Origin of the sequence: Paraburkholderia unamae, from assembly GCF_003268775.1 — a bacterium.
Taxonomy (GTDB): Bacteria; Pseudomonadota; Gammaproteobacteria; order Burkholderiales; family Burkholderiaceae; genus Paraburkholderia; species Paraburkholderia unamae.
On sequence record NZ_QLSU01000031.1, the window covers coordinates 95,231 to 112,744 of the forward strand.

Below are 17,514 nucleotides of genomic sequence, written 5' to 3' on the forward strand. Positions count from 1 at the left end.
TTCGCAGCGCACGATGCCCCGGGAAGCGTTTGCGAACCGGCTCGCGCATGGCGGCCGAGCGAGCGCGACGTCGCGCACTCATCTGGAGAGCACACGATGAACACTCCCGCTGTTCCCGCCGGCATCGCTGCGCCGCCGCCCGCCTGGCGCAGCCTGTTCTGGATCGCCCCGCCCACGCTGCTATGGATCGCGTTGATTTACTGGCTGCCGGTCATTCCGGGCAGCGGCGTGCAAACGACGGCGCATCAATTGATCGCCCAGGCGTTGATCGCGGTTGGCCTGTGGCTCGGCCTCGAACGCGCGGATCTCGCGCCGCGCCAGCGCCTCGCGACCTGGCTTGCGGTCGTGCTCACGCACACGCTCTGGTTCGCGCTTGCGTGGAGCGCCGCGATTCACGGGGTTTTTCTGCTCGCCAAAGCGCCGCCGCCCGTGCCGTGGCTGCCGCTCGCGATCTTTCTGCCGGTGATCCTCTGCACGCCGCTGCTGCTGGTCTCTAAGCGCGTGGCGCAGGTGCTCGACGTGATGCCGGCGGCCTGGCTCGTCGCGCTCCAGTTCTACCGGATATTCGGCAGTTGGGCGATCGCCGCGTGGCTGCATGGCGTGGCGCCCGGCATTTTCGCGTTGCCGGCGGGAATCGGCGACGTGCTGACCGGTCTGTTCGCCATTCCCGCGGCGATTGCGGTGGCGAGCGGCACGGCGCAGGGACGCCGAACCGCGATCGCGTGGAATCTCTTCGGCCTCGCCGATTTCGCCGTTGCGCTCACGCTCGGCATGATCACCGCACCTGGCCGCTTCCAGTTGATCGCGACAGGCATGCCCGCCTTCAACCCAGGCGCGTATCCCTATGTGCTGACGCCGGCTTTCGTGGTGCCGAGCTCGATTCTGCTGCACGTGCTCTCGCTACGCCAGTTGCTCCGGCGGCGCAGCGGCTGATCGCTTGCGCTTGCGTTTGCCTGAGCGCATCCACGCCGGACCACTTTCCTCAGGAGGCCACATGTCGCCGAAGCTGCTCTTCCAGTTGCATCTCGTTCTGGGTTACGTCGCCTGGCTGCTTTGCTTTGGCGCGTATATCTGGCCCCGGCTCAAGTCGATGGACCCGTTCGATGCGCAGCGCGCCATCGCCACGCTGCACAGCTTCCGCTTTTTCGGGCTGGTTTTCATGTTGCCCGGGGTGGTGAGTCCCGATCTGCCCGCAAGCTTCGCGGTATTCGCGGCATATGGCGATCTCGCGACCGGCCTGCTCGCGATGCTGGCGCTGCTCACGGCACGCATACGCGCCCTCTTCTGGTCGTTCGCCGTCGCCTTCAATCTCGTGGGCGCGGCCGACCTCATCCTCGACTACTACCATGCCATTCAGGCCGATCTGCCCGCCCATGCGGGCGAACTCGGCGCGATGTACGCGATTCCTGTGATCTACGTGCCCTTGCTGGCGATTACGCACGCCACCGCTTTCTATTTGCTGCTGCGCCCGCAGTTCAAGGCGGCTCCCGTCTTTTGAGCTTTGCGCAAGGCGTTATTCAGCCGCCACGTTGCCTGACTCGATCAAGCCGTGGCGGCTTCCATTCACTTCGCAGTGCTTTCTGTCCCTGCATTTCGGCCACCTCGCCCTTGCGCGCGCATATTGCGTGCAACGGTGCGACAGCTCGCCTCTTTTCCCTCTTCGTAAGCGACCTCACATCAATCATACGAATCGGTCACTTTGAGAGGGAGATGGCTCATGTGGAAGAAAATAACGGGTGGTGTGGTCCTGGCCGCGATGGTGGCGGCTTCCGTCACGCCTGCGTTCGCAAGCGGGCTCAATAACGCCGTGGGCGGCGCGCTTGGTGGCGTAGCGGGCGCGGCGATCGGTGGCGCGGTGGGTGGCGGCACCGGCGAGATCGTGGGCGGCGCGGTGGGCGGCGGTGTTGGCGCGGCCGCCACGTCGAACCATCACGAACGCACAGGCGCGGTGGTGGGCGGCGCGGTTGGCGGGGGCGCGGGCGCCGCCGTGGGCAACGCCATGGGCGGCAGCGCGGGCGGCCTGGTTGGCGCGGCGCTGGGCGGCGGCGCGGGAGCCGCGCTTGGCGGCAACCTGTCCGACGACAGGCATGACGGGCACGACGCCCATGACCGCGGCCATCATCCGAATCCGCCTCATCATCGCGCACCGCCGCCGGGGCACCGTCACTGAGGGTCCGGCCCGAAGCGCGCATGATAATATTCGCATGCGAATCATTATTTCATGAGCGTCGCGGCACGCGAACGCGTTTCGAGGGACTGGGAATGGATCATCGGCTCGTCTATCTGCTGAACGTCGGCCAGCGGCGCCTGCACAGATGGTCGCAGGCGCGCACGGCCGCCGGCGGAGTCACGCCCGCGCAGGCCGGCCTGCTCTTTTTTCTGGCGAAGAACGACGGGGCCTTGACGAATGAAGCGGCCGCCGCGCTCGATCTCAAGGCGCCGGGCATGAGCGGCCTGGTCGATCGTGCCGAGCGCGCGGGCCTCATCGAGCGTCATGCCGACGAGACCGACCGGCGCGTGTCGCGGTTGTGGCTGACGAAGGATGGCCGCACCGCGCTCAAGCGCACAAAATCGGGCCTCGCCGACTTGAACGCGCGGCTCACGGAGGGCTTCACGGCTTCTGAAATCGATGTCGTGGCCCGCTGGCTGGGCAGCTTGCAGGACAAGTTTCCCGCCGTCGACGAGGACTCCGAATAATCACCGAGGGCGCGATGACTGCCGAACGATCTTCGTGAAATCGGGCTGGCGCTTTTGGGCAAACGCCATAAAGGCTTCCCTCGCCTCCGCGCTTGCCAGCCGCTCCACGAACACGGCGCTTTCGTCGTCCATCTGCGTGACCAGCCGCTCGGCGTCACGCATCAGCCGCTTCATTGCCGTGAGCGATCCATTCGGTCGCGCAGCCAGTTTCCCGGCAATGCGGCGCGCCTCCGTGCGCAGTTCCGCCACGCCGGTGATCTTGTTCGCCATCCCCCACGTCACGGCCGCGTCGGCGGGAACGGGGTCGCCGAGCGCGAACATTTCGAAGGCCCTCGCATGGCCGATACGCAGCGGCAGCAGGTAGCTCGACGCCGCCTCGGGCACCAGCGCAAGGTTCACGAACGGCGTGATCAGTAGCGCGTCTTCGGCAAGCAGCACGTAGTCGCAGTGAAGCAGCATGGTTGTGCCCACGCCCACGGCCTTGCCCTGCACGGCGGCCACAACCGGCACCGTGGCCGTGGCCAAAGCACGCAGAAAGCGCAGCACATGGCGCTCGTCCGGTCCGTTGCCCGTGGCCTGCGCGGCGAATTCGGCGATGTCGTTGCCGGCCGTGAATGTGTCCCCTTCGGCCTGAATCAGGAGCACCCGGATTTCGTCGTCCTCGTTCGCCCTCGCCACGGCGTCGGCCAGCGCGCCGTACATCTCGTTCGTGATCGCGTTCTTTTTGTCCGGGCGCGAAAGGGTTGCGATCAGTACGCCGTCCGAAAGCGCCACCTTGATTTCCTGGGTCATTGCCTTGCCTCCAAAATTGGGACGACGCTCCACAGGAACGCCACCTCGTTAAACAGTTCGCACGCGAAGTTTATATTTATTCGCATGCGAAGTAAACGAAGTGGAGGGAACCCTCGAACCGCGTGCGCGGCGCGACATCGGCAAGGTCATCAGCAAGGTGCGACTTGGCGCCCGGTTACTCCGGAGCGTTCGTGCACATGCGCCGGTAGGTTGCCGGCGTCATGCGGTAGGCGCGCCGAAACCAGCGGCCAAGATGGCTTTGGTCGGCAAAGCCCACTTCGGCGGCGACCTGGGCCGGGGTGTGGCCCGCCGCCAGCAGCCTGCGCGCCGCGCGCAGACGCAAGCGCACCAGGTACGCGTGAGGCGACGTGCCGAACGCGCGCTGGAACAGGCGCGTGAGCCGGAAGCGGTCGATGCCGGTCATTTCAACGAGTTCGTCGAGCCCGATGTTCGCGCTCATGTGTTCGTGCAGCAGGTCGCGCACCCGGGTGACAGCGGGCGGCGCGGCAAGGCTGCCCGCCGTGGGGGCGTCGAGCAACTGGCCGCCCAGGCGCGCGAGCAGACGGTCGAGCGCCTGGTCGCGTGCCAGGCGCCCTTCGTTGCCGTAGATGGCAAGGAACGCCTGGCGAATGGCATGTACGAGACCGGGGTCGTCCACGAGCGTACTGCCGAAAGCGGACTCGACGCCGCCCAGGCCCGCGAGATCGAGGCGGCGCGCCGCGCGCTCGACCCACGGTTGCGGCAGGTACAACATCGCATAGGTGAAGCCGCCCGGCTCGGGCGCGTGGCCGTCGTGCAGCGCACCCGGCTCGATCAGGATCGCCCGGCCGGGCACGCTCGTATGCAGCGAGCGATGGCACTGGAAGCGCTGGACGCCCTGCTCGGTGTAGCCGATCAGCATGTCGTCGTGATCGTGCGGATCGTAGGCGTGGCCGCTGAAATGCGCGCGCAGGCCCTCGATGCCCGTTTCCGCATCGCGACGCGCGACAAGCCAGTGATCGTGCCGGTTGTCGCGCACCGTCGCATTCGTCATCACTTGCCTCGCTCCTCGCTGTCTTGCGCCATGTCCCGCAGGCAGTGTACGTCAGCGCCCACGCGCGTTTGAGTCACCGCGCATCTATCCCCTGCTCGCCACAGGGTTTCTTGTCTGAGGATTTGGCACGAAAATTCGCCAAAGCGCTCGCGCGCCATACACGGTTCGCAAGCACCGCCAATCCCCTGCCCCGCCCGCCCGCGCGGGGCTTTGCCGCAGCGGGCCGTGCCCGCGTGCTATGCGCATTGGGCAGGCACGATAGTTCGATATCCTCATCGACCGCCGATTCACTCTTGCCATCGGCAGGCGACTTACCTATGATCATCAAACGCGAATCACTCTCATTCGCATCGCATCCCTACCCGCCCGCGCAAACGGTTGCGCGAACGGGCTCGTGAACGTCCTCGCCTTCTTCATCCTTCGATGAGGTATCTCAACATGGTCCTTTCGGCCCCAAGTGAAAGTTCAATCATGAGTAGAACTAACGTCGTATCCGGCGCGCATGCGCCGGTGCTCGACTTCATCGCCATCGGCCTTGGGCCGTTCAATCTCAGTCTCGCGTGCCTGGCCGATCCGATACGCGATCTGCACGGGCTGTTCCTCGAACGCAACGAGGACTTCGACTGGCACCCCGGCATGCTGATCGACGACACCACGCTGCAAAACCCGTTTCTGGCCGACCTCGTGAGCCTCGCCGACCCGAAGAGCAAGTTCAGCTTTCTCAACTACTGCAAGCAGGAGGGCAAGCTCTATGCGTACTACATTCGCGAGCGCTTCTATTTGAGCCGCGCGGAATACAACCGCTACTGCAAATGGGCGATCAGGCAGCTTTCGAGCATTGCGTTCGGCTCGAACGTGGAGAGCGTGGAATACGACGCGCAGCAGCGGCATTACGTGGTGCGCGGCCGCCATGTGCGCACCGGCCAGCCGTTCATGCATCGCGCGGCGCGGCTCGTGATCGGCGTGGGTTCCGTGCCGCAATTGCCGCCGTGCTGCGACACGCTGCGCGAGCGCTGCATCCATAGCGCCCACTACGTCGCGCGCAAGAGCGAGCTACAGCAAAAGCGCTCGATCGCCGTGATCGGCAGCGGCCAGAGCGCCGCCGAGATTTTCCACGACCTGCTCAAGGCAAGCGACGAGCACGATTACACGCTCACGTGGATCACGCGGTCGCCGCGCTTCTTCCAGATGGAGAACACCAAGCTCACGCTGGAAATGATCTCGCCCGACTACATCGACTACTTCTACAACCTGCCCGACGGCGTGCGCGAAAGCATCATCGCGAAGCAGGACAGCCTCTATAAGGGCGTGAATGCCTCGCTCATCAACCAGATCTACGACCTGCTCGACGACCGGCGCGGGCGCGGCTGCCATAGCGCGCGGCTCATCACGAACTCGGAGCTGACCGCCTGCCATCACGACGGCGCGCACGACCGCTTTCACCTGCACTTCGTGCAACGCGACGAAGGCGTGCAGTACACGCACATCACCGAAGCCGCGGTCTTCGCAACCGGCTACGGGCAGAACGTGCCGGGCTTCATCGACGGCATTCGCGAGCGCATACGCTGGGACGACAAGGGGCGCTACCGGCTCTCGCGCAACTACGCCATCGACGTGAACGGGGGCGAGATATTCGTGCAGAATGCGGGCCTTTACAGCCATGGCCTCACGAACCCGGACCTTGGCATGAGTTGCTATCGCAACTCGTGCATCCTGCGCGAGCTGACCGGCGTGGAGCACTACAAGATCGAACGGCGCATCGCGCTACAAGACTTCTCTGTGCCCGACACGGACGCGTTCGTGAAGGTTCCGCTGGAGGCGCAATGAGGCTGCGCAGCACGATCATCCTGATGACGACATTCGCCGTTGTCAGCGACGCGATTCTGATTCCGTTCTACCCGCAGTTCTTCGCGGCGCGCTATGGCGTAACGAGCCCCGTGCATGCGGGCGCCTACGTGGCGTTCATCTCGATCGTCGTGATGCTCACGCTGCCGCTCTGGGCGCGCATCGCGAAGCGCCTCGACGCCATGCATCTGCTCGTGTACACGCAGTGCGCCGCGGGCGTGCTCTCCGTGGCGAGCTATTTCGCCCCCACCGTGGCGCTTTTCTGGGTGCTCTCGCTCGCCATGTTCATGTGCAAGAGCAGCTACTTGCTGATGTACCCGTACATGATGCGGCTCGAACCGAAGGCGTCGCACGCGCACACCATCGGCGTGCTTTCGGTGGTGGTGCACTTCGGCGCGATTGCCGGTGCAGTGGCAGGCGGCTTCGTCATGCAGGTGTGGGACGCGCACCACTGCATCTTCGCCATGGCCGCCGGGGATTTCGTGCAGATGGCCATCTGCCTGTCGTTGATCCGCTCGCATGGCATTGCGCGGCGCTGCCGCTTTGCGGACGAAGCCAACGAAGGCGAGGCGCCTATGACGAAGCGGGGGCTGCGCGAACGCATGCCGATCCTGCGGCTTGCGCTGCTCATGCTCGCGTTCGACTTCTGCGTCTACCTGATCCGTCCGTTCATGGCGTCGTACTGGCAGGCCGTCACGCACACAGCCGGAGAACTGGTGCCGGGACTCGTGTTCGCCATTCCCGGCATGGTCGCGCTGTTTGCGCTGCGCCTGAACAAGCGCCTCGCCGGGCTTGGCAAGCGCGTGCCCGACCACATGCTCGCGAACCTCTTCATCTGCACCGTGGGCATGCTGCTGCAAGGCGTGGAAGCGCCGTTGTGGATCATCGTGGGCCGCGTGATGTTCGGCTGGGCGCTGTTCCAGATCGTCGTGAAGCTCGACGTGACGATGTTCGCGCTCAGCACGCCCGCTTCGTATGCCGCCGACTACAGCGTCATCAACTTCTTCCAGAACCTCGGCGTGCTGCTTGCGTCGTTCGCGGCGGGCGCCATTGTCGACGAAGCCGGGTTGCGCGCGCCGTTCTTCATCGCCTCGGCAGGACTCGTCGTCACCGCGCTTGCCAGCCTCTGGCTGCTCGTGCCCCCCCGCGCCGCAGGCGCGCCGCTTTCCAGCCCCCTTGCCGAAACAGGAGTCACCGCCCGTGCGAACTGATATCGCCGCCGATGAAATCGCGTTGCGTCATGCCCCGGCCACGCGCCTTGTCGCGCACCGTGACTTTCACATCCGTGCGCTCGACGCGCAGCGCGACGCGCCCACGCTGCACCGCTGGTTCATCGAGGAACGCGCCGCGTTCTGGAACATGCGCGACAAGAGCGTGCGGGAAGTGGCCGTGTTCTATCAGGATATCGAAGATTCCGGTCATGCGCAGGCCTGGCTCGGCATGCAGCACGGCGCACCTGCCTTCCTGTTCGAAAGCTACGACCCGGTTCACGAGGAAGTGGGCAAGCACTACGACGTGTGTGCAGGCGACATCGGCATGCACCTGTTCGTGGGCCCCGCCACCACGCGTACGCCGGGCTATACGCGGCGCGTTTTCGAATCGCTCATGATGTTTTTGTTCGAGCGGCTCGGCGCGCGGCGCATCGTTGTCGAACCCGATTCGCGCAACACGCGCATACACGCGCTGAATCGCGCGATGGGCTTTACCTACGCGAAGGACGTCACGTTCCGCGAGAAAACCGCTTCGCTTGCGTTTTGCACACGCGCCGATTTTTACGCCGCCATTGCGCAGGATAACTAACCTCACCAGGGAACTCATCGTCATGAATCAAGTCGACGCTCAAACCTCCATGCAACACACCCTGTTGACGCCGGCCGAAGCCGCCGCCCATCTCACCCCCGAAGTATGGTGGCACGCGAATCGCATGCTGGTGCGCAAAGCCATTGCCGAATACGCACACGAACTGATCGTCGAGCCTCGCCGCGTGGGCGATGCGCCCGGCGAGAACTACGCGCGTTACGCGCTGGAATCCGACGACGGCACCCGCGTCTACTCGTTCGAAGCACGCCTGCTCGCGCTGCGCCACTGGAGCATTCGCGCCGAAACGATCGTGTGCGAGGAGCAAGGCACGCAACGACCGCTCGACGCGCTCGCTTTCATTCTCGACGTGAAGGCGCGCCTTGGCATCAAGGAGGAAATGCTGCCGATCTACCTCGACGAGATCAGCAGCACGCTATACGGCGCGGCCTATAAGGCCGTCAAGGAAGGCCCCGACACACCGGCGCTGCTGTACGCCGATTTCCAGGCCGTCGAAACGGCGATGAGCGAAGGCCACCCCGGCTTCGTTGCCAATAACGGCCGTCTGGGCTTCGACGCGGGCGACTATCGTGCGTTTGCCCCCGAGGCGGGCTCGCCCATCCAGGTCGTGTGGCTGGCCGTGCACAAGGAAAACGCCGCCTTCCACAGCGCGGCCGACCTCGACTACGAGCAGTTGATGGAAGAAGAACTCGGCGCACAGACCATCGCGCGCTTTCGCACGACCGTCGAGGCGCGCGGCGCGAACTTCGACGACTATCGCCTGATGCCCGCGCATCCGTGGCAGTGGTTCAACAAGCTCTCCATCGCTTTTGCGGCCTACGTGGCGACGAACCGCATCATTTGCCTCGGCTACGCCGACGACCGCTATCTGCCGCAGCAATCGATCCGCACGTTCTTCAATCTCTCCGACCGCTCGAAGCGCTATGTGAAGACCTCGCTGTCGATCCTCAACATGGGCTTCATGCGTGGACTTTCGCCTTACTACATGTCGGGCACGCCCGCCATCAACGACTTCATCAAGGGGATGGTCGCAAGCGATCCGTATCTGCGCGACCAGGGTTTCACCATCCTGCGCGAAGTGGCTTCGATGGGCTTTCGCAATCGCTACTACGAGGCCGCGGTGCAAGCGGACAGTCCTTACAAGAAGATGTTTTCCGCGCTATGGCGCGAGAACCCGCTCGCGCTTGCGCAAGAGGGCCAGCGGCTCATGACGATGGCCGCGCTGCTGCATACCGACCGTCATGGCGCGGCGCTGCTGCCCGCGTTGATCGAGGCGTCGGGGCTCGGCGCGCAGGCATGGCTCGAACGCTACATGCAAGCGTATCTCGCGCCGCTCGTTCATTGCTTCTACGCGCACGATCTCGTGTTCATGCCGCACGGCGAGAATCTCATTCTCGTGCTCGAGAATCACGTGCCGGTGCGCGCGATCATGAAGGACATCGCGGAAGAATCGGCCATCCTGAACAAGGACGCGCAACTGCCGGAGACCGTCAAGCGGCTCGCCGTCGATGTGCCCGAGCGCGTGAAGCTGCTCGCGATCTTCATCGACGTGTTCGACGGCTTCTTCCGCTATATGAACCAGATTCTCGTCGAGCACGGCTGCTGCACCGAAGATGTGTTCTGGAACGCCGTGGCGCGCTGCATCGCCCGCTATCAGGCCGAGCATCCGCAGTTCGCGGGGAAATACGCCGAATACGACCTGTTCGCGCCCGAGTTCCTGCACTCGTGCCTGAATCGCCTGCAACTGGGCAACAACCTGCAAATGGTCAATCTCGCCGATCCCGCGGGCAACCTGAAGATGGCGGGCAATCTCCAGAATCCGCTCGCGGGCAGGCGCGACGTGTTGCGCGACGCATTGCCCGATGTGCCTGCGGCCGATGGCGTACGCGCGCAAGCGATCGCGGCATAAGCATGGCGGCGAACCGCGCGCTCGAAGACATGCTTCACCTCGCCGCGCGGCTCGTGCCGGGCTTGCGCGGCGAGGTGGCCTCGCGCGAGCTTGCGCGACCCGCGCAGGCGTTCGTGCATGCGCGACCCGCGCCGCGTGGCGACGACGAAAATCGCGCGGCGCTGGACGCCCTGCTCGCTTACTGGTCGCATGCGTACCCGGAGGCGGGACGCGCCTACTGGTCGTCACGCTGCTGGGGCATCCTGATCTGGCAGCCGCTTTATTTGAGCGTGATTGGCGTGCACGCCTCGGGCGCCGCGCTCTCGCTACAGAACATCGAACAGCCCATTGCCGACGGCTGGACCAGTGAGGTGCGCTTGCGAGACCACGCGCCACTGCAAGGCGAAACGTCCGCGCTGATCGAACACGCCGCGCGTGAGATTGCCGCGTGCTGCGCGCAGATGCACGACGAACTCGCGCCTGTGATCCGGCTGAATGCGGTCGCCGTACGCGGCACCCAGGCCGACGTCGTGCTCGCCGCGTTGCTTGCGGCACGCAAGGCGCGACCCGAATGGAGCGACGCGCAAGTCGAGTCGCTTGGCCGGCAGTGGCTGGGCGCGCTCGGACTGGAAGGCCTTGGCGGTTACTTCGCATTCGAATGCGCCAACCGCGCTCGCGCGCTCGCGCTCGATCGCCGGACTTGCTGCTACCACTTTCGCCGCCGCGACGGCGAGATGTGCAGCACCTGCCCGCGGCTCACGCGGCAAGAGCGCATCGAACGCCTCCAGGCGCAACACGACGCCGCGCTCGAAGCCTGAGGACGCTTCGCGCGCGGCGCGCAACAGCATGAAGAACGGGACGGAATGAATCGATGAACGATATCAGTGACCTCGCGCACCTCGCGTTGCCGCCGGACACGGACGAAGCGCAATCGCAGTTGCCCGCGAGCGCCTATTTCGACGAGGCGCTGTTCGAGCGGGAGATGGCGCGCATTTTCGCGCACTCGGCGCAGTATGTGGGCCACGAGCAGTCGGTGCCCGAGTCCGGCGACTGGCGGCGGCTGCCGCAGGACGAAGGCGGCCGCGTGCTCGTGCGCGGCGCGGGTGGCGTACAGTTGCTTTCGAACGTGTGCCGTCACCGCCAGGCGCTCATGCTGGGCGGCGTGGAAGGCCATGACGGCGGCAATCTCGCCGCGACGGGCGGCAACATCGTGTGTCCGCTGCATCGCTGGACCTACGATGGCGGCGGCAAGCTGATCGGCGCGCCCGAGTTCGAGCACAAGCCCTGCCGCAATCTCGAACGCTTCGAGCTACACCATTGCCACGGCCTGCTCTACGAAGGTCCGCGCGAGCCGGCGCGCGACATGGCGAGCGTATTCGCGAGGCCCGAATTCGACTTTTCGGGCTACGTGCTCGACCACGTGGAAACGCACACCTGCCGCTACAACTGGAAAACTTTTATCGAGGTGTATCTGGAGGACTATCACGTCGCGCCGTTTCACCCAGGGCTCGGACGGTTCGTGACCTGCGAAACGCTCGACTGGGAATTCGCCGACACATACAGCATGCAGCGCGTGGGCGTGCACGCCGCGCTCGCGCAGCCGGGTTCGGAGATTTATCGCGCGTGGCACGATCGGCTGCTCGATTATCGCGGCGGCGAAGCACCCGATTTCGGCGCGATCTGGCTCGCGTATTTCCCCACGCAGATGATCGAGCTGTATCCGCATGTGCTGGTCGTCTCGACCCTGTATCCGAAGGGCCCGCAGGAAACGCTCAACGTGGTGGAGTTCCACTACCCCGAGGATATTGCGGCGTTCGAGCGCGAATTCATCAAGGCGCAGCGCGCCGCCTATCTGGAAACGATGATCGAAGACGACGAGATCGCCGAGCGCATGGACGCGGGACGCCTGCGCCTGCACCGGCGCGGGGTGAGCGACGCCGGGCCGTATCAGTCGCCGCTGGAGGACGGCATGCGGCACTTCCATGCGTGGTATCGCCGCGCGCTGGCCGCGCCGCTGGATTGACGCATGCTCGCCATCAGGGGTGGAGCCCGAACATCCCGTGCCAGAGCGTGCTGAAGATGTTCGCATGCGAAGCTTCGGCCTCCGCTTGCGGTTCGCCGGATGGGCGCGGCGCGGTTGTGTCGGCCTGCGCCTGGCGCGACGCATGCAGCGCGATCGCACCGTCGGCAATGCGGCGCGCCAGTTGCGCTTCGCAGTCGCGGCCGAGCAGCACGCCGAACACCACGTCGCGATTGTGCCCCTGTTCGGCAAAACGCATGGCAAGCGCAACGTGGCGCGCATATTCCGCCTCGCGCGCGGCTTCGCGCACACGCGCCTCTTCTTCCTGCTCGCGCGCGAGGCGCGTGATCTCCTCGGCATACACGGCGTCGTAGACGCGGCGTTGTTCGGGGTCGGAAAGAATGGCGTACGCTTCCTTGATTTCCTGGAACTGCACATGCGCGTGCACTTCGCGCCCCACATTCCGGTCGGGGTGCGCTTTCATCGCGGCGCGGCGGTAGGCACGCTTGATTTCCTCGTCGCTCGCGTCGTCGCGTACATTCAGCAGGTCGTACAACGTCGCCATGGCTCGCATAGATCGAAGTGGAGTGTGCTCGATCGTAGCACGCGGTTTATGACGGCCGTTGCACGGCGGCGCAGGCTCGTGGCTTCACCCGTTGAATCCGCCAGTCGCATTCAGTCGTCAAACTCGCCGGCCTGCAAGGCCTCGTCGAAATCCGTGAGCCACGGAGCGAAGTGGTCGGTTTCGTAAGTCGCCGTCTTGCCGTTGGCGATACGCGTTACGGAAATTGTCCTGATCGCCGCTTTGCCGCCTTCGGGGGCCGCCGCGCCGTTGTCCGTGATCGTGAACTCGTGGAGTTCGCGTCCGCGGCTCGCAAGCACGGCCTTGACGTCCTCCTGCTCGTCCCAGGAAAACTGCGCGAAGTCGTGGGCTGCCATGTTCGTCTCCTTCAAGGACTGCACGGCGCGACGGGCAGTCCCTCGGCCTTCCAGCGCAGCATGCCGCCCGCGAGATTCGCCACCTTGTCAAAGCCCGCCTTGGTCAGCAGCACGCTGGCCTGGGCCGAGCGCACGCCCGAGCGGCAGACCGCCACGACCGGCCGCTCGCGATCGAGTTCGTCGAGGCGCGACGTCAGTTCGGAGAGCGGCACCAGCTTTGCATCGGGCAGGTGGCCAAGGCGATCGATGAACTCGGGCGCCTCGCGCACATCGACGATCTGCATTTCGGCCGCATGTTCCAGCAACGCCATGGGCTCGATTTCCCAAACGCCGCTGAAACGCAGCGTGAGCGGCGCCCAGTCGGGCGTCGCCTCGATCGGGGCCGCGTTTTCGGGCTGGCCGCAGCGCAGGTTGGCGGGCACCGCGACGGCCATCAGCTTGGGGTGCGGCAAATTCAGGTTATTCATGTAGCCGGCAAAGTCGCCGAGATCGACATCGCCGCCCAGGCGCGGATTGAAACGCCGCTCCTCGACCACGCTCGTCACCGTGATGCCGCGATAATCGTGCGCCGGGTAAAGCAGGCAGTCGTCGGGCAGTGTGAGGATCTGCTCGCGCACGGAGGCGAAAAGCTGCTCCGCGCTGCCGCCCTGAAAATCAGTGCGACCGCAGCCGCGTATCAGCAGGCTGTCGCCGGTGAAGGCCATGCTCTCGTCGTCGAGCACATAGGTGAGGCAGCCGCTCGTGTGGCCGGGTGTGGCGCGCACGTCCACGTGGCGTTTGCCGAATGCCACGCGATCGCCATGCCGCAGCGGGCGATCCACGCCCTCGGCGCCAACCACCCCGGCGAGCGCAATCCGGCTGCCGCAACGCTCGCGCAGCCGCCACGCGCCTGTCACATGATCGGCGTGCACGTGAGTGTCGAGCGTCGCCTGTAGCCGCAGGCCCAGCTCCTGCAAGAGCGCGAGGTCGCGCGGCGCATGCTCGTAGACGGGGTCGATCAGCAGCGCCTCGCCGCTTTCGGCGTCGCCGAGCAAGTAGGTATAAGTCGACGATACGGGGTCGAAAAGCTGGCGAAAGATCATCGCGGCTCTCTCCAGGAGCGAAAGCCGCCGCGCGCTTCGCGGGTTCTGGCGCGCTGCGGGCGTAGCGGTGCGTCGGTCAATCATGCCCGCCCAATATACCCGCGTTTGTGCGCCAGCGAACGCAACGCGGGGAACCTGGCGGCAGCCCCCTGCGCGCAGCGCGAGCGCACCGATGGCAGGCTTGCGCCGTCGCAGGAGAAAAAGCCGTGCGTAAAGAATCGAGGGATGGAGCGTTTGCCATGCCGTGGGCCTGCTGTTGCGGCGCGAAGCCGGCACGCGTGTGCTCAGGCGGGATGGTCCTCGCCGTGGTCCGCGGGGTGGTCCTGATTACGCATCGCAATGCGCCCATCGCCGTACTCGCGCACGACCCTGGCGATCACGACCCGATAGCCCTCCAGCCAGCGCGCCTGCCTGGCCTTCGCTTCGGCATGAACGGGATGCCGGATCAGTTGCAACAGCGCCTCTTCCGACTCCCAGTAGTAGACGTTCTGGACCAGGCCTTCGCTCGCGCTTTCCCATGTTTCCTCGCCCAGATAGCCCGGAATGACGCGCGCCGCTTCTGCAATCTGCTGGTCGAGGCGATGAAATTCTTCGTCATACTGACCGGCCCGGAAAATGAAGGTCGATGAGTACATTCAGTTCCCCTGATGAATTCCAGGCAATGCGCGACGCGTCATTGCGACTTCCGCGCGAGCGCGGCGAGCATGGCTTCGCCAATCGGCGACTCGCCGCCTGAGAGCAGCGCCTCGCCCGCCCCGCGAATATCGCGCGCTTCCTTGTTCTGGCTGAGCTTGCTCTTGCCGACGAGACGCGTGATCTCGACCTGCACGCCGACAATCGCCTTGACCATGGCGTCCGTGAAATCCTTCGGGGCGTCGGCCATCTTCCAGGGCTTGGGCTGCGAGGCTTCGTGAGTGCGCGTGAGGCGGCCGATCACGCCGCGCACATAGCGTTCGTCGTCGAGGATCGTGATGCGTCCGTGCGCGTGGACGACCCTGTAGTTCCAGGTCGGCACCTGCTTGTGCAGTTCGTGCTTGCTCGGGTACCAGGTCGGCGAAATATAGGCGTCACCCGCGTGGAAAATCACGAGCACTTCGTCGCCGTTCGCCACATCCTGCCAGACGGGATTGGCGCGGGCGACGTGAGCGCGCAGCACGCCCAGCTCGCCTTCGCCCGCATCGAGTTCGAACGGAATGTGATTGGCGTCGAGCCCGCTTTTCCCCTGCGTGACCAAGGTGCCGAACGGATGTTGGGCAATGCTCGCGTACAGGACTTCCTTGCGGGTTTCGGCGAAATGGGCAGGTACGTACATGCGGATATCTCGGCTGTGGCGGTTGGCGCAATTGAGCGAATGAAGCGGCTATCGACCCAGTGTGACCGAAAAGTGGTTTATCCTGTAGATCCACTTTGTTGCATTCTTGATGAGCCAGAATCATGGCGAGAACCGCGCGTGTCGCTGAAATGCCGTCGCTCGGGGCACTGGACCGGGCCGCCGGCAATCTGAGCCGCCAGGTTGCGCAGGCGTTGCGCGACGCGGTGCGCAAAGGCGATATCAGGGCCGGCGACGCGCTGCCCTCAACGCGCTCGCTGGCCGCTTCGCTTCAGGTCGCGCGCGGTACGGTGATCGAGGCCTACGAGCAATTGGTCGCGGAGGGCTTTCTCGAGTCGAAAGCCGGCGCAGGGACGCGTGTCGCGCAGGCGCTGGCCGAGCCGCCGCCTGCCAACGCGCCTGGCGTGGCGCCGCAGTCGGTGGCACAGAGGGCGGCGCCGGGCCTGCCCGAGCGCGCCGAGGCATTCGCGCAGATCGCGCGGGAATTCAGGCCGCTGGCTCCGGTGCCGTTCGCCATTTCGGTGCCCACGGACTTGACCGCGCCGGGCGACATCTGGCGCCGCCTTGGAAACCGCTTGCGCGCGCGAGGAGCGGGCGCGCCCACGGGCTACGCCGATCCGCTTGGCGCGCTACCGTTGCGCGAGGCGATTGCGGGTTACGTGCGCAAATCCCGGTCGGTGCGCTGCGAGGCGGAGCAGATCATCGTGACGAGCGGGACTCAACAGGGCCTCTTTCTCGCGAGCCAGGTGCTGCTCGGTCCGCGCGATCAGGCGTGGGTCGAAAACCCCGCGTACCGTGGCGTGACCGCCGTACTGGAGAGCACGCATTCGCCCGACGCCATGGTGCGCGTGCCGGTCGACGCCGAAGGTCTCGACGTCGAAGCCGGCATGCGTATGGCGCCGCACGCGCGCGCGGCGTTCGTCACGCCGTCACATCAGTACCCGCTGGGCATGCCGTTGAGCATGGCGCGGCGCACGGCCCTGCTCGCGTGGGCGCACGCCAGCAACGCCTGGGTCGTCGAAGACGATTACGATAGCGAACTGCGGTACGAGGGTTATCCGTTTCCCGCGCTTCAGGGACTGGATCCGGACCGCGTGGTTTATCTCGGCACCTTCAGCAAGATCCTGTTTCCTTCGCTGAGGCTCGGTTATGTCGTGGTGCCGCGCAATCTCGTCGATGCGTTCTGCGGCGCGCGGGTACTCATGGACCGCCATGCACCCACCGCCGATCAGCACGTTCTGGCCGCGTTCATGGCGGAGGGCCACCTCGAGCGGCACATACGCAAGGTTCGCAATGTCTATGCGGAACACCGGTCAGGCTTGATCGAAACACTCGAAGCGCTGTTACCCGACGATCTTGCGTGGGTCGAGCCCGGCGATCAGGGCATGCACCTGGTGCTCTGGCTGGCGAGCCGTCTGGACGATAAGGGCATCGTTCAACTCGCGGCCGAGGCTGGCGTGGCAGTGCGCGCGGTGTCGCCGATGTTTGCGCCCGGCACCGCTCGTCCGGGGCTGGTTCTGGGTTTTGGTGGATTTAGCAGCGCGCAGATGAAAGATGCGGCACACCGTCTTGCAGCGGTGATTGCCGATAGCGCGCTACGGGAAAATTAACGTTGTGGGAGTTCAGCATCATGAAGCGTGTTTGCTTCGCAGTGGTCCTCGTCGTGTTCGTCGCGGGCTGCGCCTCGACATCGACATCCGCGAATTCAGACGAATCGCAGAGCTATATGCTGCATGGCGCCGGAGGTGGATCGGCCAGTGGAGCAGCGTCAAAACCACCGCGGCTCACCGTCGGGACCAGTTATCCCGATACGCAGTTGATTCTCCCGTGGTTCCTCAACGACATCATCAACTTCGTGAATTATCGGTAGCGGTGTGATGTGAATGCCGTTGTTGTTCGCGCACGCGCGTAGCCGAAGCGTAAACGCCAGAACCCCGGTTCTCTTTCGGAGACACCGGGGTTCTGGACTTGCTGCATAAGGAGCCTGACGATTACCTACTTTCACACGGGCAATCCGCACTATCATCGGCGTGGAGTTGTTTCACGGTCCTGTTCGGGATGGGAAGGGGT

General features: G+C 65.0%; 18 protein-coding genes and 1 rRNA gene. 11 read left to right on the plus strand and 8 right to left on the minus strand.

Annotation, left to right across the window (positions count from 1 at the left end; genetic code table 11):
- Positions 1–96 precede the first annotated feature (96 nt).
- From C7401_RS35435 to C7401_RS35450, 4 genes are all read left to right on the plus strand, one after another.
- A complete protein-coding gene (locus C7401_RS35435; RefSeq protein WP_112176709.1) occupies positions 97–933 on the plus strand; it encodes a DUF8737 domain-containing protein in 837 nt (278 codons plus the stop codon).
- A 61-nt stretch (positions 934–994) separates the two neighbouring features.
- A complete protein-coding gene (locus C7401_RS35440; protein WP_112176710.1) occupies positions 995–1,498 on the plus strand; it encodes a DUF8737 domain-containing protein in 504 nt (167 codons plus the stop codon).
- Positions 1,499–1,717: 219 nt separating this feature from the next.
- Positions 1,718–2,170 carry a hypothetical protein gene (locus tag C7401_RS35445; protein ID WP_112176711.1) on the plus strand — a complete coding sequence of 151 codons (453 nt, stop codon included), beginning with the start codon at positions 1,718–1,720 and terminating at the stop codon, positions 2,168–2,170.
- A gap of 92 nt (positions 2,171–2,262) precedes the next feature.
- Positions 2,263–2,697, plus strand: a complete 435-nt coding sequence (locus C7401_RS35450; RefSeq protein WP_112176712.1) for a MarR family winged helix-turn-helix transcriptional regulator — start codon at positions 2,263–2,265, stop codon at positions 2,695–2,697.
- On the opposite strand, the gene C7401_RS35455 is transcribed toward C7401_RS35450, so the two are convergent.
- Positions 2,698–3,489 (minus strand): enoyl-CoA hydratase, encoded by a 792-nt coding sequence (locus tag C7401_RS35455; RefSeq protein WP_112176713.1) that lies wholly within the window; start codon positions 3,487–3,489, stop codon positions 2,698–2,700.
- Positions 3,490–3,664: 175 nt separating this feature from the next.
- Positions 3,665–4,522, minus strand: coding sequence for an AraC family transcriptional regulator (locus tag C7401_RS35460; protein WP_112176714.1), 858 nt, complete (start codon positions 4,520–4,522; stop codon positions 3,665–3,667).
- Positions 4,523–4,993: 471 nt separating this feature from the next.
- Between C7401_RS35460 and C7401_RS35465 the strand changes: the two genes are divergently transcribed.
- Genes C7401_RS35465 through C7401_RS35490 form a run of 6 tightly spaced genes read left to right on the plus strand, consistent with a single transcriptional unit; the run spans position 4,994 to position 12,096 of the window.
- Positions 4,994–6,349, plus strand: coding sequence for a lysine N(6)-hydroxylase/L-ornithine N(5)-oxygenase family protein (locus tag C7401_RS35465; RefSeq protein ID WP_165842066.1), 1,356 nt, complete (start codon positions 4,994–4,996; stop codon positions 6,347–6,349).
- Positions 6,346–7,578: an MFS transporter gene (locus C7401_RS35470; protein WP_112176716.1), complete on the plus strand. Its 1,233-nt coding sequence runs from the start codon at positions 6,346–6,348 to the stop codon at positions 7,576–7,578. The genes C7401_RS35465 and C7401_RS35470 overlap by 4 nt, the downstream gene beginning before the upstream one ends.
- Positions 7,568–8,167: a GNAT family N-acetyltransferase gene (locus C7401_RS35475; RefSeq protein WP_112176717.1), complete on the plus strand. Its 600-nt coding sequence runs from the start codon at positions 7,568–7,570 to the stop codon at positions 8,165–8,167. Before C7401_RS35470 ends, C7401_RS35475 begins: the two co-directional genes overlap by 11 nt.
- Before the next feature lie 22 nt (positions 8,168–8,189).
- Complete coding sequence (locus C7401_RS35480) at positions 8,190–10,094, plus strand: IucA/IucC family protein (protein WP_309252015.1); 1,905 nt, start codon at positions 8,190–8,192, stop codon at positions 10,092–10,094.
- A 2-nt stretch (positions 10,095–10,096) separates the two neighbouring features.
- On the plus strand, positions 10,097–10,891 hold the full coding sequence (locus tag C7401_RS35485; RefSeq protein WP_112176718.1) for a siderophore ferric iron reductase: 795 nt from the start codon (positions 10,097–10,099) through the stop codon (positions 10,889–10,891).
- Between the two features lie 53 nt (positions 10,892–10,944).
- Positions 10,945–12,096 carry an aromatic ring-hydroxylating oxygenase subunit alpha gene (locus C7401_RS35490; RefSeq protein ID WP_112176719.1) on the plus strand — a complete coding sequence of 384 codons (1,152 nt, stop codon included), beginning with the start codon at positions 10,945–10,947 and terminating at the stop codon, positions 12,094–12,096.
- A gap of 13 nt (positions 12,097–12,109) precedes the next feature.
- On the opposite strand, the gene C7401_RS35495 is transcribed toward C7401_RS35490, so the two are convergent.
- The 5 genes from C7401_RS35495 to C7401_RS35515 all read right to left on the minus strand — a co-directional run bounded on the left by C7401_RS35495 (position 12,110) and on the right by C7401_RS35515 (position 15,426).
- Complete coding sequence (locus C7401_RS35495) at positions 12,110–12,658, minus strand: J domain-containing protein (RefSeq protein WP_112176720.1); 549 nt, start codon at positions 12,656–12,658, stop codon at positions 12,110–12,112.
- A gap of 110 nt (positions 12,659–12,768) precedes the next feature.
- A complete protein-coding gene (locus tag C7401_RS35500; RefSeq protein ID WP_112176721.1) occupies positions 12,769–13,032 on the minus strand; it encodes a hypothetical protein in 264 nt (87 codons plus the stop codon).
- Between the two features lie 11 nt (positions 13,033–13,043).
- Entirely contained in the window at positions 13,044–14,114 is a 1,071-nt protein-coding gene (locus C7401_RS35505) for an MBL fold metallo-hydrolase (RefSeq protein ID WP_112176722.1), read from the minus strand.
- A gap of 284 nt (positions 14,115–14,398) precedes the next feature.
- The gene (locus tag C7401_RS35510) at positions 14,399–14,749 is read right to left on the minus strand and encodes an antibiotic biosynthesis monooxygenase family protein (RefSeq protein ID WP_112176723.1); all 351 of its coding nucleotides are present in this window, start codon (positions 14,747–14,749) and stop codon (positions 14,399–14,401) included.
- 38 nt (positions 14,750–14,787) lie between these two features.
- The gene (locus C7401_RS35515; RefSeq protein WP_112176724.1) at positions 14,788–15,426 is read right to left on the minus strand and encodes an FMN-binding negative transcriptional regulator; all 639 of its coding nucleotides are present in this window, start codon (positions 15,424–15,426) and stop codon (positions 14,788–14,790) included.
- 122 nt (positions 15,427–15,548) lie between these two features.
- Here C7401_RS35515 and pdxR point away from each other — a divergent pair, with 122 nt between their 5' ends.
- On the plus strand, positions 15,549–17,054 hold the full coding sequence (pdxR, locus tag C7401_RS35520) for a MocR-like pyridoxine biosynthesis transcription factor PdxR (protein ID WP_112176725.1): 1,506 nt from the start codon (positions 15,549–15,551) through the stop codon (positions 17,052–17,054).
- Between the two features lie 372 nt (positions 17,055–17,426).
- On the opposite strand, the gene rrf is transcribed toward pdxR, so the two are convergent.
- Positions 17,427–17,514, minus strand: a 5S ribosomal RNA gene (gene rrf / locus C7401_RS46305); the annotation flags it as partial.

What these genes read in the sequence shown, in the direction of transcription:
- C7401_RS35435 (WP_112176709.1), top strand. Translation starts at nt 97, where the DNA reads ATGAACACTCCCGCTGTTCCCGCCGGCATCGCTGCGCCGCCGCCCGCC.
- C7401_RS35440 (WP_112176710.1), top strand. Translation starts at nt 995, where the DNA reads ATGTCGCCGAAGCTGCTCTTCCAGTTGCATCTCGTTCTGGGTTACGTC.
- C7401_RS35445 (WP_112176711.1), top strand. Translation starts at nt 1,718, where the DNA reads ATGTGGAAGAAAATAACGGGTGGTGTGGTCCTGGCCGCGATGGTGGCG.
- C7401_RS35450 (WP_112176712.1), top strand. Translation starts at nt 2,263, where the DNA reads ATGGATCATCGGCTCGTCTATCTGCTGAACGTCGGCCAGCGGCGCCTG.
- C7401_RS35455 (WP_112176713.1), bottom strand. Translation starts at nt 3,489, where the DNA reads ATGACCCAGGAAATCAAGGTGGCGCTTTCGGACGGCGTACTGATCGCA.
- C7401_RS35460 (WP_112176714.1), bottom strand. Translation starts at nt 4,522, where the DNA reads ATGACGAATGCGACGGTGCGCGACAACCGGCACGATCACTGGCTTGTC.
- C7401_RS35465 (WP_165842066.1), top strand. Translation starts at nt 4,994, where the DNA reads ATGAGTAGAACTAACGTCGTATCCGGCGCGCATGCGCCGGTGCTCGAC.
- C7401_RS35470 (WP_112176716.1), top strand. Translation starts at nt 6,346, where the DNA reads ATGAGGCTGCGCAGCACGATCATCCTGATGACGACATTCGCCGTTGTC.
- C7401_RS35480 (WP_309252015.1), top strand. Translation starts at nt 8,190, where the DNA reads ATGAATCAAGTCGACGCTCAAACCTCCATGCAACACACCCTGTTGACG.
- C7401_RS35485 (WP_112176718.1), top strand. Translation starts at nt 10,097, where the DNA reads ATGGCGGCGAACCGCGCGCTCGAAGACATGCTTCACCTCGCCGCGCGG.
- C7401_RS35490 (WP_112176719.1), top strand. Translation starts at nt 10,945, where the DNA reads ATGAACGATATCAGTGACCTCGCGCACCTCGCGTTGCCGCCGGACACG.
- C7401_RS35495 (WP_112176720.1), bottom strand. Translation starts at nt 12,658, where the DNA reads ATGGCGACGTTGTACGACCTGCTGAATGTACGCGACGACGCGAGCGAC.
- C7401_RS35500 (WP_112176721.1), bottom strand. Translation starts at nt 13,032, where the DNA reads ATGGCAGCCCACGACTTCGCGCAGTTTTCCTGGGACGAGCAGGAGGAC.
- C7401_RS35505 (WP_112176722.1), bottom strand. Translation starts at nt 14,114, where the DNA reads ATGATCTTTCGCCAGCTTTTCGACCCCGTATCGTCGACTTATACCTAC.
- C7401_RS35510 (WP_112176723.1), bottom strand. Translation starts at nt 14,749, where the DNA reads ATGTACTCATCGACCTTCATTTTCCGGGCCGGTCAGTATGACGAAGAA.
- C7401_RS35515 (WP_112176724.1), bottom strand. Translation starts at nt 15,426, where the DNA reads ATGTACGTACCTGCCCATTTCGCCGAAACCCGCAAGGAAGTCCTGTAC.
- pdxR (WP_112176725.1), top strand. Translation starts at nt 15,549, where the DNA reads ATGGCGAGAACCGCGCGTGTCGCTGAAATGCCGTCGCTCGGGGCACTG.